Genomic DNA, 21,391 nt, shown 5'->3' on the forward strand with positions numbered 1-21,391 from the left:
TCGTGATCGCGGTCGCGGTCGCATTTCTCTTCTCGGCCGATGAAGCCCTGAGCTACGTGGGACATCGTCGAAAGATCACCTCGAGTTATCCCTTCCCGATCGTCTTGCCGACCTTGAGCATCTCGTCGAAAAGCTGACGCCGCCATACCTTCTGCTGTTCGGTTGAGCCGGCATAACCACGGGGCCCGGTACTGCGGTGCCAGAAGTGTTTCAGGCTGCGCGCTGTTTTGGGATAGGACTGGCGGAAGAACTCCCATCCGCGCTCGGGACCATGACCGAATACGAAGACGGCCCGCAGATGAGGGAGTCGCGCGATCACGTGGATGAGGAGGTCCGCGCCTTCGCGCAGATAGGGATCGCGAACGCTTGCGTTCAGCTCACCCAGCCCCTTTTTGTACCAGGGGTACATATTCCAGCCGACGCAGTCCGCCCGAGCGATCGCCGCGTGATCGAGCGCCTCCGCGATCCGCTCAGCCGCCGGATCAGCGTTCTCGACTGAGAGCATGCCCGAGCCGCCGGGCACGTCGAGCCTTGTCTGCTCTCCGGGGGACAGGGTCAGCAAAAGCAATCGCGCCGTAGATCCGCCGAACTCCGGGGAGATATGAGGGACGAACTCGTCCGGCTTCCGAACGCGCAGCTGGTCGACGTAGTCGTTGAGCTCTCGGATGTGCGGGTCGTAGATGCGCGCTTGGTAGTCATCGCGAAACCCACGGGTCCGCATTTGCTGGTATATCCGAGCCATCGCCCCTCCAAGTCAGCCACATTGCGCTCGAATCTCGACGATGCCATAGCAGACTGACACCATCGGGGAGTTTCGGCTGACGGAGGTCGGCGGACCGCAAAGCCGACATACTTCGAATCATCGAGCACGCCGACAGTTGCGGGGGTGCCCACACTGTCGCAACGGAACTCGTCAGGCAGTTCAAACAACTTCCGTAGCTCCGGCGGATTCGGCAAGGCCCGGATACGTGAGGGCTGGGACGTTGCGGAGACCGGCGCTGATTTCGAACGCCAGATCCGTGTAGCCGACCGCGAGTTCGGCGAGACGTTGCCAGAGGAAGTGGCAGTCCGGTTCGGGCACAGCGTTATTCAGTGCGGCGTGCGCGTCGCTGCGGTAGTGGGCGATGCGGTCGACGACCATGCCGACCGACTCGGTGTGAAGGTAGGACGCACCGCGCGCCTGGGGGAGGTGGGTCGTTACCCAGCGGTCGATCGACCGGACGAGTTCGGCTCGGGAGCGCCCTACTGCGCTGGTCTCCGCCGGTAATGCGGCACTGCGGGCGGAGTGGAGTTCTGCCAGTTCGCGTGCGGCGTGAAGCACGGGATGGTTCAGTCGAACCGTTCCATTGCATGCTTCCAGAAGTTCGTCTATCGGTGGCAATTTGACCATCACCGGGGTGGCCTCCAGTTGCGGATCGAGTTGGTCGGATGAAGAGTCGGCTGCTTCGCGGTGAAGTCCGTGACGCCCGAATGGGCTGGTGACGCGCCGAATTCGTTCGTCGTATCAGCTGTCCTCGATAAGCAGGAGATACGCCGCTTCGAGATGGACGATGCATTCGTCCGGGCAGTGGGCCTCGTGGATCGTTCGCAGTTCGCGGGCACGTGCAGGGGTCAAGCCGAGCAGATGGACCTGGCACATGAACTCGGCGAGCTTGCCATCGGCATGGACGAATGCCTTCTGCCCCAACGGATCAGGATTCACGGCGTCTCGTTCGGTGGTGGTCCCGTAGTCGCGAGACGATGTAAAACGCGGCACGGGCAATCGGACAGCATAAGGGTTCCTTCGGAGGGGGTCGCTCAGGATTGCCGAGCAGATCGCGAATCGGAAGTGAATTAGCCGCAGTGACTTTCGGCCGCCTGTGCGGCGGCGGCTAACGTCTTCCGGGGAGCCACAACGGCTTTCGCCGATGCCAGCCGGTGGAGTCGGGCGTACTCGGAGCCTCGGGGATCTCGTATTCCACGCCGAGAAATCCTGCGAGGTCGCGAATGCTCAGGCCGAGTAGTCGGGCACCCTCGCCGATCTCCATCCACTGTTGCGCGCCACCCGCCGGCCGCTGAAGAAGCATTTCGGCGACGATCGTGCCGATCACGGCCTCGTTCGTGGAGAGCCTTCGTCCCGGCAACCAGCGCGCGGTCCACCACTGTCTATCGCCGCAACTTCCGACGTACAAGGCCGAGAGCGAATCTGTCGCTGCCGTACCTGAAATGAGCTGCATCGCATCATCACCCCTCGGTCGGATGCTTGAAGTCCTGATGAGCAATCGGTGGAAGCGGGAGACCTTCCGCTCGGCACGCGTGTGCCGTGGTCGAGGTCGCCGGCTTGGTGTTGTGATTGCCGACACTGCCGAGGCTAGATTGCCGAGACCTGTGCAGTCAAGCTGCCTGGGACATATGTGGAACAGATATAATGACAGCTGTCATTCCAGCCGAATGATAGGGTGTCGCTGGCCGACAACAGGAGAGGAACAGCTGCGATGGCACCGACGTCACCGGTGGTAGCTCGTTGGGAACTGTCGTACCGAACCCGGAAGCGGAAAGATGAGCTGGGTATAACCGGTCCGCAGATTGCGAAGGCTCTCAAGTTTTCGCCTACCTACTGGCCGAAGGTCGAGCGTGACCAGCGAATCTTGAAGGAAGACAAGCTGATCGAGCTGCTGCAGTTCCTCGGATTCGGTGAAGACGAGCAGGCGGACCTGGTGGAGGCCCGCCGACTGGCGGGGCAACGTGGCTGGTGGTCGGAGTATGAGGGGTTGTTCAGCGAGCAGCAGCTGCGTCTATTCGGGATGGAATACGGCGCCGAGGAGATCAGCACCGTCGAGAGCGTCCTGATTCCGGGACTACTGCAGACGGAGGAGTATGCCCGTGCACTGATCACCGGTGACACGGCGTTCATCCGGCAGATCGAGGTGCAGCAGCGGGTTGAGGCCCGGCTGAAACGGCAGGAACGCCTTACCGGCGAGGACCCGCTTCGGCTGAATGTGGTCGTGAGTGAGGCGGCTCTGCGTCAGCAAACCGGCGGCCCGGAAGTCTTGGGCAATCAGCTGCGGCATCTGGTCTCGATGATCGAGCAGAATCACGACACGATCGACTTCCGTGTGCTGCCGTTCACGAGCACGGTCGGAGCCATCCGTGGCTGCTCGACCTTCCACATCCTCGACTTCGCTCGGCCGTTGCTGCCTACGCTCGGTTGGAGCGAAGTACCGGCTCACGATGAACTCGTTGAAGATCAACAGCGCATACGGAACATGACCATCGTGTTCGGGCACCTGCAGAAGGAATCGCTCAGTCGCGAGGATTCGCTGGAGCTCATCAGCAAGATCGTAGAGCTTGGCACGTGAGTAGGATCGTCAGCATGAACGCCAGCACCACCGCAAGTCTCCAATGGTTCAAGGCGACGCGATCCAGCTCGTCATCGAGCTGCGTGGAAGTCGCCCGTGCGGGTGCGTTTTGGCTTATCCGCGACAGCAAGTACCTGCGCGATCCTCGCAACGATGCGACCGCGCAGCCGATCATCGCGGTCTCCGTCGGTAAGTGGCGCGGATTCCTCGATGCGGTTCTCGACCGCAGTGTGGCCGGCGGTGACGGGCTTCCGTCGATCGGATACCGCAAGGACGGATGGGTGTCCATTGTTGCGGGCTCGATCACGCTCACCTACACGCCGTCCGAGTGGGATGCGTTCTGCGACGGCGTGAGGAAGCGCGAGTTCGATCGGTTTCCGTCCGCGGCCTGAGACGGGCAGTTGCTGGAGGGGATGCGAGTTCGCTCCTGCCCCAGTGTCTCGACGCCGCTTCGCCGTGCCGGTCAGGCATCACCGAGGCCGGCCATCCTGACCACGGAATTCCCTGCTGCCTGACGAATGTCCGGTTATCGCAATAGGATTCGGAACGTGTCGGTAGTCACCGATACGGTGAGGTCTGTGCCCGCCGACCCCACCAACTACCACGACGCCTTCTTCCGGGAAGTCATGTCCAGCCCGGTCAACGCCGCATCCGAACTCCGCGCCGTCCTCCCGGAAACTTTGGCGGCGCACGTGGATTGGGACCACCTCGAACTTCAGTCGACCAGCTTCGTTACCAGTGAACTGCGGCCCCGCTACGGTGATCTGCTCTTCCGTACCCGGATCGACAGTCATCCCGCTTACATCTATTTGCTGGTGGAGCATCAGAGCAGCCCCGACCCGTTGATGGCCTTCCGGATCCTCGAGTACATGGTCAGCGTCTGGAATCACCACATCGGCCACCACCCGAAAACCCGCACGCTGCCCGCCGTCGTCCCCTTGGTGGTCTACCAGAGCCCCAGCGGACGCCGCTGGACGGCGCCCCTGGACATCGCCGAACTCATCGATCTCGACGAAGCCACCCGTGAGGACGCCGCGGCCTACATCCCACGCCTGCGCTACATCCTCGACAACGTCACCCTGACCGACATCCCATCCCTGTTCGAACGCGAACTCACCACGCTCACCCGGATCATGCTCACAACCCTCAAAACCGCCCCTGGAAATACCGACATGTTCGTCGTGCTGGAAATGCTGCGCGAGGACTTCGAGGACATCCTCTCCCGCCCCGCTGGTGTGCGTGACATGCAACTTGTGCTCACTTACATTATGAGTGTCGGTGAAACCGACCCCGCCGACATCGAAAAGTTCGCCGACCAGCTCGGACCACGTGCCAAGGAGGCATTCGTGACTACGGCAGAACGCCTGAGCGCTGAAGCTGAAGCGCGCGGAGAAGCGCGCGGAGAAGCGCGCGGGGAAGCGCGAGGCCGGGTGGCAGTCCTGCTCGAACAGCTCACCCTGAAGTTCGGGCACGTCCCCCAGCATCTCGTTGACACTCTCCGGGCGGGGAACATCGAACAGCTGCAAGCCTGGAGCGCGCGAGTCCTCGAGGCCGAGCGGATCGACCAGGTGTTTTGCTGACCACCCGTCCATGATTGCTCGAGCCGGTCGGGTGCGTATAACGGTCGGCGGTGGGGCGTAGGGGCCGTTCGGTGAAACCTGTCCCCGGCCTCCGATAACCTCGTCGGCATGATTACTGGGGAACTGCGGAGCAGGATCGATCGGCTGTGGGATGCGTTCTGGTCCGGGGGGATCTCCAATCCGCTGGAGGTGATCGAGCAGATCACCTACCTGATGTTCCTCAAGCGGCTCGACGACATGCAGATTCTCAAGGAGCGCAAGGCCAATCGCAGTGGGCGGCCGGTCGAGAACCCGATCTTCGACGCTGACACCGAGAGCCTGCGGTGGTCGCGGCTTCGGGATCTGGACTCGGAGGCGCTGCTGCGGACGGTCCGTGATGACGTGTTTCCGTGGTTGCGGCTGCTCGGTGGTGAGGAGTCGACCTACGGCGAGCATATGAAGGATGCGCGGTTCACCATCCCGACCGCGAGCCTGCTGACGAAGGCCGTCGATATGCTCGACGAGCTGCCGCTGAGCGAAGGCGGCGATGTCAAGGGCGATCTGTACGAGTACATGCTGTCCAAGATCGCCACGGCGGGGCAGAACGGGCAGTTCCGGACGCCGCGCCACATCATCGAGCTGATGGTCGCCATGATGGCGCCGGGGCCGAACGACGAGATCTGCGATCCGGCCTGTGGTACGGCCGGCTTCCTGGTCGGTGCGGCCGAGTACGTCCAGCGGACGCACGGCGAGGCGCTACTCGTCGAGCCGCAACGGGATCACTTCCACCACAGCATGTTTCACGGATTCGACTTCGATTCGACCATGCTGCGGATCGCCAGCATGAACATGCTGATGCACCAGGTGGAGCACCCGGATATTCGCTACCGTGACTCGCTTGCCGAGTCGGTGGCCGGTGAGGCCGGGCGCTACTCGATGATTCTCGCCAACCCGCCGTTCGCCGGCAGTCTCGACTTCGAAACCACCGCGAAAGATCTTCTCCAAGTGGTGAAGACGAAGAAGACGGAGCTGCTGTTCCTGGCACTGTTCCTGCGTCTGCTCAAGACGGGTGGACGGGCCGCGGTGATCGTGCCTGATGGTGTGCTGTTCGGTTCCACCAAGGCGCACAAGGATTTACGGAAGCTGCTCGTCGAGAAACATGGCCTCGATGCGGTCGTGAAACTCCCGTCGGGAGTCTTCAAGCCGTACGCCGGTGTGTCCACGGCGATCCTGTTCTTCACCAAGGACGACGAAACCGATCAGGTGTGGTTCTACGACGTCGCCGCCGACGGTTTCAGCCTGGACGACAAGCGCAATCCGCTGCTGAGCGACGAAAAGCTCGGTGCCACAGCCACTCTCACCGAGGAAGAGCACGCCAAGAACAACCTCCCCGACGTGCTTGCCCGCTGGTCCCGGCGCACCACCACCGAGCGCGATCGGGCCCGCACCGAGCAGAGTTTCTGCGTGCCGAAGGCAGATATCGCCGCCCAGGACTACGACCTGAGCCTCAATCGGTACAAGGAGATCATTCACGAGGAAGTCGAGCATCGGCCGCCGCTGGAGATCATCGAGGAATTGGAGTCGATCGAGGCGGAGATCCAGCAGGGGATGTCGGATCTGAAGGGGATGCTGGGATGAATTCCTCGTACCCGGAAAGCTGGGAAGTGGTCTCGCTAGATTCGATATGTAGGCCAAAACAGTGGGCAACGATTAACGTCGGCGAACTTACCGAAGATGGTTTTCCGGTGTACGGCGCAAATGGGAAGATTGGTTACTACTCGAGTTATAATCACACACAGCCCACGGTGCTTATCACTTGCCGTGGGGCCTCGTGTGGGGCAATTAACATTTCCGAACCTAATTCGTATGTCACCGGAAATGCTATGGCTCTGGATGATATGAACACCTCTCGTGTCGACCTAAATTATCTTGCCCGAACCTTGGCGCGGAGAGGATATCTTCGAAAAGCGATAACCGGTTCTGCGCAACCTCAAATCACTCGCGAAACTCTCCGGTCAGTGTCCGTGCCTCTTCCACCGCTGGCTGAGCAGCGCCGGATTGCGGAGGTGCTGGATCGGGTGGATGCGCTGCGGGAGAAGCGGCGGAAGTCCATCGCCCTCCTCGACGAGCTCGCCCAATCCATCTTCCTCGACATGTTTGGCAACCTGAGAGAGGCTGAGGCATCATATGGTGTCACATCCATCGGTGAAGTAGCGCTGCAGGTGACTGATGGCGAGCATCAAACACCGAAAAGGCAGCTGTCGGGAATTAAATTGCTCTCCGCGCGCAATATTAGAGATGGGTACCTAGACATTGGTAATGTCGACTATATCGGTGAGGAAGAATACGTCCGGATAAGTAAGCGGTGTGATCCGCAAATCGGAGATGTACTCATTTCCTGTTCCGGGTCAATCGGGCGAGTTGCGACATTCGATCTGCAGGAACCGATCGCACTGGTCCGCAGCGTGGCCCTAGTGAGGCCCGACCCGTCGATTGTCGCACCAACGTATCTTTCCGCGCTCCTTCGTACGCCCGAGCTGCAGAACAAGATGCAGCAATCCGCGAAGTCGTCGAGCCAAGCGAACCTGTTTCAAGGACCTATTCGAAAGCTCCCGGTTCCTGTTCCCCCGATGGAAGAACAGAAGCTATTCGAGCAGCGCATCCGTGGAGTCGAGTTGGCAACGGTGCGTAACCAGGAACACCTCAACCAACTCGACACCCTCTTCGCTTCCATCCAGTCCCGCGCCTTCCGCGGCGAGCTCTGGCAAGATGAACTGAAAGATATGTAAGGGGAGGAACTTTCGTGGCCGAGAACAACCACGGTACCGACGCCGAGAGCAACTTCGATTTCCTGGCCGCCGAGTGGCCGGAGTTGTTCGCCGAGGCGCGGCGGGCGGAGCGGTCGGCGGTGGGGGATCCGCGGGTGGCGTGCTTTTTCGCGCGGCGGGCGCTGGAGCTGGCTGTCAACTGGTTGTATCAGGCCGATGCCTCGCTGCGGACGCCGTATCGGGACGACTTGAGCGCCAAGCTCAAGGAGCCGACGCTGGTACAGGTGGCGGGGTCGGTGATCGTCACGAAGATGGATGTGGTGCGGCGGCGGGGGAATGTCGCGGTGCATCGCAATGGGGATGTCGCCGTTCAGGATTCGGTGGGTACGGTCGCGGAACTGTTCCATGTGCTGTATTGGCTGGGCCGCACCTATGCCCGCACCGAGGAGGGCAAGCCGTTCGACGGGCAGCGGTTCGATACCTCGCTGATTCCGCGGCCGCTGCCGGAGGATGTGCGGCGTAAGAAGCAGGCCGAAATCCGCCAGATGGCAGACGATTTCGCCGCGCAGCAGGCGGAGCTGGCCACCGAGCGCCGGCGCCGCAAAGAGCTCGACGACGAGGTCAAGCTGCTGCGGGCGCAGGTGAAGGCGGCGAAGGCGGCCAATGCCACGGTGCCCGATCATCACGACTACAGCGAGGCGCAAACCCGCACCCAGCTGATCGACCTGCTGTTGCTCGAGGCCGGGTGGGCGCTCGACGGGCCCGACGACCGTGAGTACCCGGTGACCGGTATGCCCACCACGGGCGGCAACAGCACCGGCAAGGGCCGCATCGATTACGTGCTGTGGGACGACAACGGCAAGCCGCTCGCGGTGGTGGAGGCCAAACGCACCTCCAAGAGTGTCGAATCGGGCAAATACCAAGCCTCGCTGTACGCCGATGCGCTGGAACAGCAGCACGGGCAGCGGCCGGTCATCTTCTACACCAACGGCTACGAGACGCAGATCTGGGACGACACCTACTATCCGCCCCGGCCGATTCAAGGTTTCTATACCAAAGAGCAACTGCAGCTGCTCATTCGGCGGCGCGCGGGCCGGCGGCCACTGACCACCGAGCCGATCAACGAGGCGATCGCCGGCCGCGGTTACCAGAAACAGGCGATCGAGCGCATCGACGAAGCGTTCGAGAAGGACCGGCAGCGGGCGGCACTACTGGTCATGGCGACGGGTACGGGTAAAACCCGTACCGTGATCGCGCTGGTCGATCAGCTGATGCGCGCCGGTTGGGTGAAGCGGGTGCTGTTCCTGGCCGACCGGCAGGTGCTGGTGACGCAGGCGACGAATGCGTTCAAGCAGCATTTGCCGAGCGCGCCGACGGTGAACCTGCTCACCGACAAGGACAGCAACGCCCGCGTCTACGTGTCCACCTATCCGACCATGCTGAACCTCATCAACGAGGTCGACGACGCCAACCGGCGGCCGTTCGGTCCCGGATTCTTCGACCTCGTGATCATCGACGAGGCGCACCGCTCGGTGTATCAGAAGTACGGTGCGATCTTCGAGCACTTCGATTCGCTGCTGGTCGGTTTGACCGCGACCCCGAAGAACGAAATCGACCGCAACACCTACCGGCTGTTCCACCTCGAAGAGGGCGTGCCGACCGACTCCTACGATCTGGAACAAGCCATCGACGACGGCTGGCTGGTCCCGCCACAGGCGAAGGCGGTGCCGCTCAAGTTCATTCGATCCGGTATCCGCTACGACGAACTCTCCGACGAGGAGAAGGAATACTGGGAGGATCTGGACTGGCGCGACGACGACGATATCCCCGACCAAGTGGATGCGCACGCGCTCAACCAGTTCCTGTTCAACCACGACACCATCGACCAGATGTTGCTGGTGCTGATGGAGAACGGCGACAAGGTCGCCGACGGTGAACGGATCGGCAAGACGATCATCTTCGCTCGCAACAACCGCCACGCCGAACTGATCGTGCAACGGTTCCGGGTGCTCTATCCCGACCTGCCGGGCGATTACATCGAAATGATCACCCACAGTGTGAGCCACGCCCAGAGCCTCATCGACAAGTTCGAAAACCCCGACAGCGCACCGCATATCGCCGTCTCGGTCGACATGCTCGATACCGGCCTCGATGTGCCGGCGGTCGTGAATCTCGTCTTCGCCAAGGCCGTGCGCAGCAATACCAAGTACTGGCAGATGATCGGCCGCGGGACTCGGCTCTGCCCGGATCTGTACGCGCCGAACCGGGACAAGCAGCGATTCCTGATCTTCGACCTGTGCCAGAATGTCGAATACTTCAACCAGGACCTGCCCGTCGCCGACGGGCGCACGCAGCCGTCGATCAGCGAAAAGCTCTTCGCCGCCCGCGCCGACTTGCTGCGCGATCTCGACCAGCTCGAGGCTCCCGGTGCACGGCCCGCCGACATTCCGAACGCTGAGCCCACCGACCGGATCGACGTGCGCTGGCAGTTGGCCGAACGCCTCCGCACCGAGGTGGCGAGCATGAACACCCAGAACGTGGAGGTCCGCAAAGAGCTGCAGTACGTCGAGAAATTCTCTGACCGCGACAACTGGGATGTCATCACGCCGGAAGTCCGCGTCGAGGTCGGCAAACTAGCCGGCCTGCCCACCCAATTCCGCGACGACGATCCGAGCCCCGCGGCGAAACGGTTCGACCTACTCGCACTGCGGCTGCAACTCGCGCATCTCACCGCCGACACCGGCTACGACGGGTTGCGGGAGAAAGTGCAGGAAACCGCCCAAGCTCTACTCGACCCCGATCTGAACAACATCACCGCCATCCGGCAGCGGCACGAATTCATCGAGGACGTGGCCGGGGATGCGTGGTGGGAGGACGTCACTCCCGCCATGCTGGAAACGATGCGGCGACGGTTGCGGGGACTGGTCAAGGCGATTCCGTCCAAGGGCACGCAGAATCCGCTCTACACAGACTTCCGGGATCAGCTCGGCGATATCGACGATGTCGAGATGACGGTGCTGGCCGGCGGCGGGAAAGGCATGGCGCGCTTCGAATCCAAGGTCCGCACCTACCTGCGCAGCCACGAAGACGTGCTCGCCGTGCAGAAACTGTTGCGCAACAAGCAGATCACCTCGACCGACCTCAGCGAACTCGAACAGATCTTCATCGACAGCGGCTTCGGCACCGCCGAGGACATCGAACATGCCGCCAGCACATACGGTGGACTCGGGCTGTTCCTCCGTACGCTCACCGGCCTGGATACCACCGCGGCCACCGCCGCGTTCGAGGAGTTCCACGCCGGGCGCACTCTCAGCGCCAACCAATTGCACTTCCTGAAACTGCTCATCACCTACATCACCAAGAACGGTGTGATCGAGGTCGGCGCCCTCTACGAACCACCGTTCAACTCGGTGGCCCCGACCGGGCCGGAAGACATCTTCTCCGAAGACGATGTGGACCGAATTGTGGCGGTAGTGAAGAACATTCGCACGACGGCCGTGCCGAATACCGCGGAATCCGCGGCGGCGAGCGGATAGGCGGTGCGGTCCGTTGTCGCCGTCGAGGAGAACGTCTTCGGCGACGACACGGATATCGTGCACGCGCGGCAGGCGTCGTGCGTGAGGACGTCGCCCGCCGACTGACAGTCCGGTTGAACTCGTTGCGGCTCCGCTACGGCTTTCTGGCGACCGCCGCGTAGAAGTTGACTTCTGCGTCCAGGGATTGTGGTGGCTCGATTCCCGCGCGCCAGCGGTGGGGCGGGACAACGCCGGGTTCGACGAGTTCGAGGCCGTCGAAGAAGCGGGAGAATTCGGCCTGGGTGCGAACCTGGGGCGTCAGGCCGCGTTGCGTGTAGATCCGGACGGCCTCGCCGATAGCGACGGGGTCGAAGTCGGCGGTCGCTTGGCTCATGACGAGGTAGGAGCCGCGCGGCAGCATCGAGAGCACTGTGTTGACCGCCTCGTAGGCACCGGCGGTATCAGGGACGAAATGCATGAGCGCGATCATGGTGAGCGCTACCGGGCGCGAAAGGTCCAGCGTTTCGCGTAGTTGCGGGGCGTCGAGGATGTCGTGCACTCGCCGCACGTCGGCATCGATATAGGCGGTGCGCCCATTGCTACTGGTAAGCAGCGCGCGAGCGTGCGCGAGAACGATCGGATCGTTGTCGACGTAGACCACACGCGTGTCGGGGATGATTTCCTGCGCGATCTGGTGCAGGTTCGGTTCGGTCGGAATGCCGGTGCCGATATCGAGAAATTGATCGATTCCTGCCTCGGCGGTCAACCATCGCACCGATCGATGCATGAAGTCGCGGTTGGTGCGCGCCATGATGCTGACCGAGGGATAGTGCTTCTCGACCTCGGCGGCGGCTTCGCGGTCGACCGCGTAATTGTCCTTCCCGCCCAAATAGTAGTCGTACATGCGGGCGGCCGCGGGCTGTGTCGCGTCCGTCTCGTGACTCTCGACCACCACGTGTGGGCCTCCCCTTCTCATCCGTTTTGGTGCGGATTTCGTGTCCCGCCCGAAATATCTTCGCAGCCAATGATATTAGAGGCCGAAAGGATTCGCTCCAAGATTACGTCTCCGATTCAACCCACTGGACTCGGGGGGCTCGCTCATCTTTCCCTCCGCATCCGCCACACAGTCCGCGCATAGGTTCGGCAAAGAGCCGGCCCAAGTTTGAGGGTGATCCGCGAGGCAATGGCCGCGGCTCGGATTGCCGGCGCCGCTTGTCGCGACAGCGTTCCTGTATCTGTGGGGGCTGAGCGCGTCCGGTGACGATTGAATCGGGACCCTGCCATCGACGGCAGGGTCCCGATTCGCGTTCCGGAGTCCACGGAGGCGCGGCCGCTACGAAATACCGCACAGCTCAGCGGAATTCGACTTCCATCCACGGTATGTCGATCGGAAACGGATGGTCGATGCGAACCGATTTCGAGGCGGTGGGCGACTGAACCGCGCGGTTCAGCGGCTCGACGTGCGCGGTTCGGCGGGCGGTTGGCCGGTAGGGGCGTGGGCGATGGTCCGCTCACGCCCGCCATCCGTTCTCAGTTGCTCTCGCCGTCGTGAGCGTGCTGTTGGTACGGCTGATTCATAGTGTGCTGGAACTTGATCGCGGAGGCGATGCCGACCGGGACGCCCAGGAGGGCGGCGCCGAGGATGGCACCCATACCGCCCAGGACGCCCGCTCCGGCCAGGCAACCGGCGATGAGGGTGAGTCCGGCGGCGTCGAGGACGGGCGCGCCGAATACAGCGCCCGCTACGGCGCCGACTCCGCAGCCGACCGCGAGGCCGATCAGGCCGCCGGTCATCGTTCCGACGCTGGTCGCCAACCCGAACTCGTTGATAGCGGCCTGAATCGCCGCGTCGAACCGCTCGGTCTGCGGATCGCCGTCGATGTTCTCGAGGTGGAGCTCCGGCGTCGCGGCGCGTGCCGCTGCGCGCACCTCGGGTGCTGCGTGGACGGCGGTCAGGGCCTTCGGCTCGGCCGGGAAGGCCGGGACACCGGCGACCGTGGCCCCGGAGGCGTCGCGCACCTGGAATTGCCCACCCGCCGCGACGAGCGTGGCCGTTGCCGTCTCGATCACCACGGACTGATCCGCGGTGGAGCTCGTGTACTGCACGCCCGGCATGATCTCGGTGCTCAGGACGTGATCTGCCGCTGTCGTGGGCGCGGCGGAGGCGATAGCCGAACCGGCGCCCAACGCGCCCACCACCGTCATCGCCGTGACGGTCATGCGGGTGATCTTGTTCATCTGATCTCTGTTCCGTTCTGTGTTCTGCGCAGCGCTCGATGGAGCGGCATCAGACATTAACGGAAATGATTTCCATTTTCCATTCGGCGGGTGGGCCGAGTGGCGTGAAGTGGGCGCGGCTCGCCCGTAATCAGGGCTTGGCTCGTTATCGGGTGGAGCGGCGGCTCCGCTCGGAAGTGCCGGCGGGGGCGTGCGTCAGCGCGGGCAGAAGGTAGGTGCGCAGGTGGTGGGACACCGCGGTGGGATCGTCGGGGTCGATGGTGTCGCCGGGGACGGTGCCGAGGCTGATGAGGACCCGGGCCACCCACTCGGCGACCTCGGCCCGATCGTGGCCGGGGTGCACCTCTCCGCGTTCGGCGGCGCGGTCGATGTAGGGCCGCCAGAACGCCGCGAGAGCCGGAACGAGGGCGGTGACGCCGGCGCCGGCGCAGGCCGCGAACTCCTCTGGTTCGGACGAGCGCAGGCGCATGAGCAGCGCGCCCGGATCGTCGTAGGCGCCGCGGCCGATGCGCACGCCGATGGTGAGCTGTTCGGCGAAGGTGTCGATGCGGTCGAGTTCGGTGCGGGCGTCGTTCCACCAGGTGTCGGTGAGCCGCACGATCGCGGCGCCGATCAGTGCGGGCTTGTCCGGGAAGTGCCGGTACAACCAGGCGCGCGAGACCCCCGCCTCCTCGGCCACCTCAATCATCGTGGTAGCGCGAATTCCCTTGGCGGCCAGCAATTTCTGTGTCGCTTCCAACAGTCGGTCGACCACCGTCGTGGTCGTCGTCTCGCTCATCCGCCGCCCCTTTCGCCGCATACCCGCACTGGTTCGCCGTCGAACGGTTTCGGGAAAACCCTAGCAATGAGTGGACAGATCTGAGAATGTGTCTATTCCGCCGGTCGCCGGTATCGCCTACGTTCCGGAGCTGACTGAGGAGTACCTCGAGAACACCCCGCTCGGGCGCGGCGGTCGTCCCGAGGAAATCGCCGAAATGGCGGCATTACTGGCCTCCGACTGAGCGGCCTTGGGGTTAACGTCCCGCGTGCGGGTAGGTGTGCTGATGCAGGCGGTGCAGGAGCGCCTGCATCAGCCCCGACTCGAAGGCCGACACCAGTGTGCCCTCGGTGAAGCGGTCCGCGCGGACCAGCAGGGTGAGGTATTGCAGGCACTGCTGCGCGGTGCAGGTCGCCAGCGCCGCGCGGTCACGCCGCTGGATCGCCTGCTGCCCTTCTTCCCAAGCGCCCCAATTGAAGTGGGTCAGCAGCAGATGCCGATCGACCAGGAAACGCACCACCTCGTCGACGAGCGGCGCCTTCCGCGACGAGGCCGCGCCGGAGGCCGCTTTGTCGACCCGGCACACCAGATCGGTGAGCACGCCGCGATCGTGGGCGGTCAGCCGTGCCAAAGCGGCCTCGGCCGATTCGACCGTCATGGGGTTGGCCTGCGTCACGATCCGACACCTCCATCATGTGAAATCTAGGGATTTCATACCATGAGGTGTGTAGTTCTTCTCGGCGCAGTCTCCGGTGCCGGCTAGCGTCGGGGCCCTACATTACGGTCGGCAACCCGGAACACCGGCAGTGTCGAAGGATCGCCGATGAACTCGAATTCCGCACCGCGCGTGTCGACTTCGCCGTCGGTGGCCAGTGAGATCGGCGGCCCGTCCACGCGTACCCGCAACTTGTCCGCATGCCGGTGGACGTAGGTGGGCGAATCGCCGAGAGTGCCGGTGAGCGACGCCCAGATCAGCCGCAACCGGGAGAACCGCCGGTCCGCGCGCAGATACCGGATATCCAGGCCGGCGCCGTGCAGATCGGTTCGGGCAGTGGGCACCTGATCGCCGGGGCGGTAGGTTCCGTTGCCCACGAACAACATCCACACCGAGGCCGGAACGCCGTCGATGGTGGTGCACAGCGGCTGGGCGCGCACGAGCACGCACACCATCGCCACCGCGGCTGCCGGCCATTTGCCGATGCGATGCTCCCAGCGCTCACGCAACCGGACGAAATCCGGGTAACCGCCGAGGCTCGCGGTGTTCACCAAGGTGCGTTCGCTGCCGTCGTCCAGGCGCACCCGCGCGGTGTCGGCCAGCGCCAGCTCGCCGGAGGAGAGCGCGGTGAGGGTGGCGGCGATATCCTCGACGCCCACGTCGCGGGCGAAGTGGTTCAGGGTGCCGCCCGGGAAGACGGCCAGCGGAAGTCCGTGCCGCACCGCCGCTTCCGCGACCGCCGAGACCGTGCCGTCCCCGCCCAGGACGCCGAGAGCGCGGATCGATCCGGATCGCAGCCGGGTGTCGATCTCGGTATCCAAGTCGATGTCGTCGCCGAGTTCGAGCAGCGTCGCCGCCGGTAGCTTCCGGATCAGATCCGCCAGCAGCCCGCCGCCGTCGCCGCTACCGGCGTTCGGATTGGCGACCAACAGCAGGCCGTCGCCGCCGATCAGCGGTTCGATCCGTTGTGCCGGGCCGACCGTCGCGGGCTCGTCGCGACGCACCGCCCACCACCGTCTGGTGCCGACCGCGACGGCGGCGCCGAGTGCCGCGCCGGCGAGCACGTCGGTGGGCCAGTGCACGCCCACGTGAACCCGCGAATACGCGACCGCGGCCGCCACCGGCGCCACCGCGACGGCCAGTGCCGGTGATTCCAGCGCGACACCGGTGACGAAGGCGGCCGCCGAGGCGGCGTGGCCGGAGGGAAACGACGAGGAGATCGGGGGCGAGATCAGACGCCGCATCTGCGGCACCGCCTCGGCGGGTGGCCGGCGCCGCGGGAACAGCGGTTTGCCGACACCGTTGGCCAGCCCGCTCGCGATGCCGACGGCGACGAGTCCGCGCGCCCCGGCACGGCGCTGAGCCGTGGTCCCCACCGCGATCGCACCCACACCCGCCGCGATCCAGAGCCGATTGGCGTTGGCGGCGTGGCTCAGCGAACGCAGCACGGTGTCGGCGGCACTCGGCCGCAACCGCGCGCTGCGGTCGACCAGTCGCCGGTCCAGCGTGTTGATTCCGCGAACCCGCCGCGGGACGAGAGGCCTGCGCATTCACCCGAGCGTACCGGCACCGTGCACCGGGCACATCGAACAACAACCGGACTTATCGGGCCGGCTCGTTGGGGGCCGGCAGTTCGGCGTGCCGGGCGAAGGCCTGGTCGATGAGCTCGGAGGCGGCGCGGGTGACGATCAGGCGCGCGATGGCCACCTCTGTTTCCAGCCGTGCGCGGTCCTTGCTGTCGCGCTGCGAGCGCTCGTAGGCCTGCCCAGCGAGGCAGTAGAACAATTCGGTGGCGTAGCGATCCGCGATCTGATTGCAGTCCGCGCGCATCCGCTCGACGAGCTGGAAGGCGGTGGCGTCCGGCACCCCGCTGTCGATGAGGCGCGCGGCGAGATCGCCGCAGCGCGGATTGGCGACCCGGTAGGCCTCCAGCGGGTCCGAACTGCCGGCCAGCGCTTGTTTGACGTAGTCGGGCAGATCCGCGAGCGGATCGTCGCCGACCGGTTTCTCCTGCGCGGCAACGGGTTCACGCTCGCCCGGACTGTCGCTGACCCCGAGGACGTCGGCGAGTCCGTCGCCACGATCCCATGCCTCGAGCAACTCGCGGATCCCGTTGAGCTTCATACCTCGGCTGAGCAGCCGGCTGATCGTATGCAGCCGCTCCAGATGATCGGATCCGTAGTAGCCGATGCGCCCCCGGACTTCCGGTGACGGCAACAGCCCTCGTTCGTGGTACACGCGGACACTGCGCACGGTGGTGTCTGCTGCCCGCGCCAGCTCGTCGATCGTGTACTCCGAGTGCACAGCCATACCTCTTAGGAAATCACAACTTACCCCGTAGAAAAACGGACCGTACAAAAACGTCCCGTTAAGTGACGATACATCCGTGCAACGACTTGGTCAATGTGCCGTTAAATAGCGGCGGAAGTGGTTGCTGACAGCCAAATCGTGGGTTAACGTGCCGAGTACAGCAGTTCGCTGCTGGTTGCCGGGGACTGTTGAGCAGCCCCGATGCCCGCCCGACCCATGGGCCACGTCTGCGAACCACACGGTGACTGCACACGTGGGTCCTCGGCATCCCCGGAGACGGAAATGAGCACAATTCACTCGCGTCGGCTACCCCTCGGATCCACTGTGGCGCCGCCGCTTTCGACTGTTCCCACGCCCGTCGTCGCGACGGTCGCCGTCGCGGCCGCGCACCGCCCGCCGTGCGCTGACGGACCCGACGACTGGGACCTCGACGTCGGCACCCCCGACTCCTGGCGCTCCGCGGTCCGGATCTGCGCGAGCTGCCCACTGCTGACCGAATGTTCCCAGCTCGCAGCATCTTTGATCGCACGCGGCGACGGCCCTCGGGCCATGATCTGGGCCGGGGTCGCCTACGACAGCGCCGGCAAGATCGTGGAGAACCTCGATCGGCACCGGACGGCCCCGCTGGATCACAAACGGCCACTGCGGATCATCCGGACCGGTGCGCGACCGGTCTGTGTGGAACCCGCGCCCGCGACGCCGCGTCGTCGTATCGTGCTGGGGCGCCGGTTGCGACCGGCAGCGACCGGTGGCTGCTGAGAGCAGTCACCATCGACAGGCGAAAACTACTGTGACGGTGGGTAATTCATGACTGTGCTGGCGTTGGAAATCGGCCCGGCGGGCTTCGCGGCGACTCGCGTGGCAGAGGATGTCGGTGCGGACGAAATTCGCAGGGTGCCGATCCCCGCCGCCGGCGCCTGGGAGACCTGCCGGGCCTTGCTGCACGAGATCGCCGGCGGCGAGGATGTCGCGGCGATCGGCATCGGATCGGCCGGGCCCATCGACATGACCGCCGGCATCGTCGCGCCGACCGCGGTCAAGGAATGGCAAACCGGTTTCGACCTCGTCGATTCCGTGAAGAAGGCATTTCCCAGCGCGAGTGTGCAACTGGGCCTCGACGGTGTGTGCCTGGCGCTGGCCGAACAGAATTTCGGCGCCACCGGCCAGGTGATGGACGCGGTGTCGATCGCCGTGTCGGACCGGATCAGTGCTGGGGTGATGGTCGGAGGACTGGTGGTCGTGGGCCGCACCGGAAATGCGGGCCATCTGGGCCATCTGCTGGTTCCGGGTTACGACGAACCGTGTGAATGCGGTGGTCGCGGCTGTCTCGAGGCCGTCGCGGGCGGTATCGCCGCGGTGCGGTGGGCTCGGGGCGGAGGCTGGCCGGGAGCCACAGTGGCAGAACTGGTTTCGGCGGCGCAGTCCGGTGACGAGATCGCGGTCGCGACGTTCGATCGTGTGGGTACCGCGCTGGGGCGGGCCATCGCCTCCGTCGCGCCGCTGCTCGACGTCGGTCTCGTCGTCGTGGGCGGTTCGATGGCCACGGCCGGACCGGCGCTGTGGAAGCCGCTGAATACGGCCGTGGCCACCCACGCCCGGGCGGGCTTCCTGGCCGCATTGCGGGTGGTCCCTTCGGAATTGGACGATCTCGGCGTGCTCGCCGGAGCGGGCGTGCTCGCCCTGATCGCGGCCCAGGAGTAGGACCGCCGTCGTCGATCACGGCCGGCCCCGCGCGGTAGGGCGGGGCCGGCCGTGAATCCGCATGTTTACCGTCTGATTACGAAATGGGCGTTCGTTCAGCACGGTTCGCCCGCGGTGACAAGACTGCTGACCAGGGCAGTTCTCCGTCACCTATTGATCGCACCGCTGGATAACGGTACATTGGCTAGGTCACAGTGATCGTCTGAACCCGTCGGTCATGAGTGCGGAGGAACGGCTGGTGCAGGGCAAGTGCGATGAGTGACGCGGTGATCGGATGGACGACGATCGAAACATTGACGCCGGAGACGATGTCGGTCGCCTCGGTCGGGGAAACGCCCCGCGAGTTCGCGGCATGGCAGCGTGTGCTGCAACGGCAGCTGGCGAAGATGCCCGCGATCTACGACGGCCTGACGACCGCGCGGATCGCCGAGGCCATGATCTCGGCCCGCGATCACGCGCAGGAGGTCGATCTGCGGATCGCGACCCGCTCGGGTCCGCATCGGCTGCTGATCAAACCCGTCTTCGGTCCCGCCAGTGACGTCCATGCCATCCGGCTGTGGCTGGGTCCGGCGACCGCTGAGGTGCCGGCGCTGCGTCCGGCGGTCGGAGCGTTCTGGGATCTGTCGACACAGACCATCCAGCTGCCGGGGGGTATCGCGCGATTATCGGGAATGTCCGCCGAGGAGTATGTGCCGCGAATATCGATCGCTGAACTGTTCCACCGGATGTCGGGATTCGACCGGCACACCGAGGTGCTCGATCTGCTGTACGAGCCGACCGCCGGCGCCAAGATGCAGTTCGACGTGACCGTCCGTGCCGACGGTGAACGTCCGGGCCGCTGGCGCATCACGATGCGCGCGCGGGACGACGAACGATCCAGGGGCGCATGGCTGCTGATCGAGGAGATCGGTGCCGACCGGGCGGCGATGTCGTGGTCCACGCTGGAGCAGGTCGGTCTGCGGGAAGCGCATCGCCGCGCCGGCACCCATCTGGCTGTGGTGCAACTCGAATACACGAGCATTTCGCACTGGCTGACCGATCCGGCGCCCTGGATCAGGTGGGATTATCTGTTCCGGCCGATCGACGTCTTCCATCCCGACGATCGCCATCGCCTGCTCGCCCTCGACGAGCGGTTGCGCGCGGGCGACACGGCGGGGGTCACCGTCCGGGCTTTGAATTACGGTGGCGGCTATACCCCGACCTCCCTGCTGCTCTATCCCTATCCGGGATATTCGGCGCGGCAATTGGCGATCGCCCAGATGGTTCGCGTGGCCGACGATCTCCCGGTGATGGAGCCGCAGCGGCAGTCCTCGGGGCTACCGCACCTGCACACCCCCATCGGCTACGACGACCAGCTGCGGCATCGCCTGGCCGGCCGGATGAAGCGCAGCCCCGTGTACTGAGCGCCTTCCCACGGCAGGGAACAGTCCGAAAGGTGAATGCCGTTGCCCTCTCTACCATTCCGAGAGTGCGGGCAATTGCTGGTAGATCGGCGGATTCGGGCGAAGCACTGCTTCGCCGGATGGCCGCGCGACGCCGCCGCGACAACATTGTCGTCGCGGTACTGGCCGTACTCGCCGTCCTCGGTGGTGGACATGCCGTCCTGTCGTGGTTCTCGGATCCGCCGCAGGGACCGTCCGATGCGAACACGACGACCCTGATCGGCCATGCTCAACTCGCGGCATCGTTTGCCGAGGACTTCGTGGTGAGCTACCTCGGTTCGAGCGCGGGGCAGCAGGATCGGATCGCCGAATATGTCGATCCGGGGCAGCAGATGCGCTTGCCGGCCACCGCGCATCCTGTGAGCGACCCGATGGTCGTCCACGTCAGCCGCACCGAATCCACTGCCAGCGTGGAGATCTGGGCGGTCACGGTATCGGTACACCCCGGGCGGACCGGCAGCGTAACCGACGCCCGTCAGTACTACCAGGTCGCGGTATCGGTGACACCGGACGGCCGCAGGCGGGCGCTGTCGCTACCGGCCGCGGTGGAGCCGCCGGGGCGTGGCCCGGATATCACTCTCGCCTACGGCACGCCCTGTCCCTCGGATACGCCGCTGGCCGATGTCGCCACGGGCTTCCTGACTGCCTATCTGACCGGATCGGGGGATGTCGCCCGCTATACGGCCGTCGGCGCCGGAATCACGGCATTGCGCCCGGCTCCGTTCACCGGCCTCGAGAGCGTCTCGGTCGCGGCGGACGAATCCAGTTGCGGTAGTGGCGGAAACAGCGCGAAAGTGCTCGCTACGGTGGCGCCGAAGGGCAGTGGTGGCTCCTCGGTCTCGCTGTCGTATCCGCTGACCATGGTGCGCCCCTCCGGACAGTGGCAGATACAAGCCGTCGATCGTGTTCCGGCGCTGACGAATCCGCTCACGGTCGTGAACGGCACTGGTCCCGGCGGCGTCGGCGCATCGGCGCCGAGCAGTAGCCAACCCGCCGCACCGACGACGACCGTGCAGATCCCGCCGGCGACGCAGAACTGATCCGAGAA

At 64.6% G+C, this 21,391-nt stretch carries 20 protein-coding genes and 1 pseudogene; 11 read left to right on the forward strand and 10 right to left on the reverse strand.

All coding sequences use genetic code 11. The features are described 5' to 3' along the window. Nucleotides 1-85: 85 nt before the first annotated feature. From C5E41_RS22430 to C5E41_RS22445, 4 genes are all read right to left on the reverse strand, one after another. Nucleotides 86-742, reverse strand: coding sequence for a hypothetical protein (locus C5E41_RS22430; protein WP_104377743.1), 657 nt, complete (start codon nucleotides 740-742; stop codon nucleotides 86-88). Nucleotides 743-922: 180 nt separating this feature from the next. Beyond that, entirely contained in the window at nucleotides 923-1,321 is a 399-nt protein-coding gene (locus C5E41_RS22435) for a DUF4254 domain-containing protein (protein ID WP_181063370.1), read from the reverse strand. Between the two features lie 183 nt (nucleotides 1,322-1,504). Further along, nucleotides 1,505-1,702: a hypothetical protein gene (locus C5E41_RS22440; RefSeq protein ID WP_104377745.1), complete on the reverse strand. Its 198-nt coding sequence runs from the start codon at nucleotides 1,700-1,702 to the stop codon at nucleotides 1,505-1,507. A 169-nt stretch (nucleotides 1,703-1,871) separates the two neighbouring features. Further along, nucleotides 1,872-2,066 (reverse strand): hypothetical protein, encoded by a 195-nt coding sequence (locus C5E41_RS22445; protein WP_146097642.1) that lies wholly within the window; start codon nucleotides 2,064-2,066, stop codon nucleotides 1,872-1,874. A 408-nt stretch (nucleotides 2,067-2,474) separates the two neighbouring features. Here C5E41_RS22445 and C5E41_RS22450 point away from each other — a divergent pair, with 408 nt between their 5' ends. The 6 genes from C5E41_RS22450 (at nucleotide 2,475) to C5E41_RS22475 (ending at nucleotide 11,201) form a co-directional block, all read left to right on the forward strand. After that, nucleotides 2,475-3,338 (forward strand): Scr1 family TA system antitoxin-like transcriptional regulator, encoded by an 864-nt coding sequence (locus tag C5E41_RS22450; RefSeq protein ID WP_104377747.1) that lies wholly within the window; start codon nucleotides 2,475-2,477, stop codon nucleotides 3,336-3,338. A 14-nt stretch (nucleotides 3,339-3,352) separates the two neighbouring features. Beyond that, nucleotides 3,353-3,730, forward strand: coding sequence for a DUF397 domain-containing protein (locus C5E41_RS22455; protein ID WP_104377748.1), 378 nt, complete (start codon nucleotides 3,353-3,355; stop codon nucleotides 3,728-3,730). A 186-nt stretch (nucleotides 3,731-3,916) separates the two neighbouring features. Then, nucleotides 3,917-4,918 (forward strand): Rpn family recombination-promoting nuclease/putative transposase, encoded by a 1,002-nt coding sequence (locus C5E41_RS22460; protein WP_181063371.1) that lies wholly within the window; start codon nucleotides 3,917-3,919, stop codon nucleotides 4,916-4,918. A 108-nt stretch (nucleotides 4,919-5,026) separates the two neighbouring features. Further along, complete coding sequence (locus tag C5E41_RS22465) at nucleotides 5,027-6,535, forward strand: type I restriction-modification system subunit M (protein ID WP_104377750.1); 1,509 nt, start codon at nucleotides 5,027-5,029, stop codon at nucleotides 6,533-6,535. Then, on the forward strand, nucleotides 6,532-7,686 hold the full coding sequence (locus tag C5E41_RS22470) for a restriction endonuclease subunit S (RefSeq protein WP_104377751.1): 1,155 nt from the start codon (nucleotides 6,532-6,534) through the stop codon (nucleotides 7,684-7,686). Before C5E41_RS22465 ends, C5E41_RS22470 begins: the two co-directional genes overlap by 4 nt. A gap of 14 nt (nucleotides 7,687-7,700) precedes the next feature. Next, a complete protein-coding gene (locus tag C5E41_RS22475) occupies nucleotides 7,701-11,201 on the forward strand; it encodes a DEAD/DEAH box helicase family protein (protein WP_104377752.1) in 3,501 nt (1,166 codons plus the stop codon). Nucleotides 11,202-11,334: 133 nt separating this feature from the next. Here the strand turns inward: C5E41_RS22475 and C5E41_RS22480 are convergent, their stop codons facing one another. From C5E41_RS22480 to C5E41_RS22490, 3 genes are all read right to left on the reverse strand, one after another. Beyond that, complete coding sequence (locus C5E41_RS22480; protein ID WP_258081168.1) at nucleotides 11,335-12,135, reverse strand: SAM-dependent methyltransferase; 801 nt, start codon at nucleotides 12,133-12,135, stop codon at nucleotides 11,335-11,337. 575 nt (nucleotides 12,136-12,710) lie between these two features. Continuing rightward, nucleotides 12,711-13,418 carry a hypothetical protein gene (locus C5E41_RS22485; protein ID WP_104377754.1) on the reverse strand — a complete coding sequence of 236 codons (708 nt, stop codon included), beginning with the start codon at nucleotides 13,416-13,418 and terminating at the stop codon, nucleotides 12,711-12,713. 145 nt (nucleotides 13,419-13,563) lie between these two features. Further along, nucleotides 13,564-14,196 (reverse strand): TetR/AcrR family transcriptional regulator, encoded by a 633-nt coding sequence (locus C5E41_RS22490; protein ID WP_104377780.1) that lies wholly within the window; start codon nucleotides 14,194-14,196, stop codon nucleotides 13,564-13,566. 88 nt (nucleotides 14,197-14,284) lie between these two features. Between C5E41_RS22490 and C5E41_RS22495 the strand changes: the two are divergent. Beyond that, nucleotides 14,285-14,413, forward strand: a pseudogene (locus C5E41_RS22495) (short-chain dehydrogenase); the annotation flags it as partial. Between the two features lie 18 nt (nucleotides 14,414-14,431). Here the strand turns inward: C5E41_RS22495 and C5E41_RS22500 are convergent. From C5E41_RS22500 to C5E41_RS22510, 3 genes are all read right to left on the reverse strand, one after another. Next, a complete protein-coding gene (locus C5E41_RS22500; protein WP_146097643.1) occupies nucleotides 14,432-14,851 on the reverse strand; it encodes a DUF6508 domain-containing protein in 420 nt (139 codons plus the stop codon). 83 nt (nucleotides 14,852-14,934) lie between these two features. After that, a complete protein-coding gene (locus tag C5E41_RS22505; protein ID WP_104377756.1) occupies nucleotides 14,935-16,440 on the reverse strand; it encodes a phosphatase PAP2 family protein in 1,506 nt (501 codons plus the stop codon). A gap of 52 nt (nucleotides 16,441-16,492) precedes the next feature. Beyond that, the gene (locus C5E41_RS22510; RefSeq protein WP_104377757.1) at nucleotides 16,493-17,200 is read right to left on the reverse strand and encodes a MerR family transcriptional regulator; all 708 of its coding nucleotides are present in this window, start codon (nucleotides 17,198-17,200) and stop codon (nucleotides 16,493-16,495) included. Nucleotides 17,201-17,482: 282 nt separating this feature from the next. Between C5E41_RS22510 and C5E41_RS22515 the strand changes: the two genes are divergently transcribed. From C5E41_RS22515 to C5E41_RS22530, 4 genes are all read left to right on the forward strand, one after another. Further along, nucleotides 17,483-17,959 (forward strand): hypothetical protein, encoded by a 477-nt coding sequence (locus C5E41_RS22515; protein WP_146097644.1) that lies wholly within the window; start codon nucleotides 17,483-17,485, stop codon nucleotides 17,957-17,959. Nucleotides 17,960-18,007: 48 nt separating this feature from the next. Continuing rightward, complete coding sequence (locus C5E41_RS22520; protein ID WP_104377759.1) at nucleotides 18,008-18,901, forward strand: ROK family protein; 894 nt, start codon at nucleotides 18,008-18,010, stop codon at nucleotides 18,899-18,901. A 254-nt stretch (nucleotides 18,902-19,155) separates the two neighbouring features. Then, nucleotides 19,156-20,304 carry a GAF domain-containing protein gene (locus tag C5E41_RS22525; RefSeq protein WP_104377760.1) on the forward strand — a complete coding sequence of 383 codons (1,149 nt, stop codon included), beginning with the start codon at nucleotides 19,156-19,158 and terminating at the stop codon, nucleotides 20,302-20,304. Between the two features lie 65 nt (nucleotides 20,305-20,369). Then, nucleotides 20,370-21,383, forward strand: a complete 1,014-nt coding sequence (locus C5E41_RS22530; protein ID WP_258081169.1) for a conjugal transfer protein — start codon at nucleotides 20,370-20,372, stop codon at nucleotides 21,381-21,383. Nucleotides 21,384-21,391: the final 8 nt, after the last annotated feature.

Origin of the sequence: Nocardia nova (assembly GCF_002933465.1) — a bacterium.
Lineage (GTDB): Bacteria > Actinomycetota > Actinomycetes > Mycobacteriales > Mycobacteriaceae > Nocardia > Nocardia nova_B.

Bases quoted from the DNA above. Each gene is read 5' to 3' on its own strand.
- C5E41_RS22430 (WP_104377743.1), bottom strand. From the start codon at position 742: ATGGCTCGGATATACCAGCAAATGCGGACCCGTGGGTTTCGCGATGAC.
- C5E41_RS22445 (WP_146097642.1), bottom strand. From the start codon at position 2,066: ATGCTTCTTCAGCGGCCGGCGGGTGGCGCGCAACAGTGGATGGAGATC.
- C5E41_RS22450 (WP_104377747.1), top strand. From the start codon at position 2,475: ATGGCACCGACGTCACCGGTGGTAGCTCGTTGGGAACTGTCGTACCGA.
- C5E41_RS22455 (WP_104377748.1), top strand. From the start codon at position 3,353: ATGAACGCCAGCACCACCGCAAGTCTCCAATGGTTCAAGGCGACGCGA.
- C5E41_RS22465 (WP_104377750.1), top strand. From the start codon at position 5,027: ATGATTACTGGGGAACTGCGGAGCAGGATCGATCGGCTGTGGGATGCG.
- C5E41_RS22470 (WP_104377751.1), top strand. From the start codon at position 6,532: ATGAATTCCTCGTACCCGGAAAGCTGGGAAGTGGTCTCGCTAGATTCG.
- C5E41_RS22485 (WP_104377754.1), bottom strand. From the start codon at position 13,418: ATGAACAAGATCACCCGCATGACCGTCACGGCGATGACGGTGGTGGGC.
- C5E41_RS22490 (WP_104377780.1), bottom strand. From the start codon at position 14,196: ATGAGCGAGACGACGACCACGACGGTGGTCGACCGACTGTTGGAAGCG.
- C5E41_RS22505 (WP_104377756.1), bottom strand. From the start codon at position 16,440: ATGCGCAGGCCTCTCGTCCCGCGGCGGGTTCGCGGAATCAACACGCTG.
- C5E41_RS22510 (WP_104377757.1), bottom strand. From the start codon at position 17,200: ATGGCTGTGCACTCGGAGTACACGATCGACGAGCTGGCGCGGGCAGCA.
- C5E41_RS22515 (WP_146097644.1), top strand. From the start codon at position 17,483: ATGAGCACAATTCACTCGCGTCGGCTACCCCTCGGATCCACTGTGGCG.
- C5E41_RS22520 (WP_104377759.1), top strand. From the start codon at position 18,008: ATGACTGTGCTGGCGTTGGAAATCGGCCCGGCGGGCTTCGCGGCGACT.
- C5E41_RS22525 (WP_104377760.1), top strand. From the start codon at position 19,156: ATGAGTGACGCGGTGATCGGATGGACGACGATCGAAACATTGACGCCG.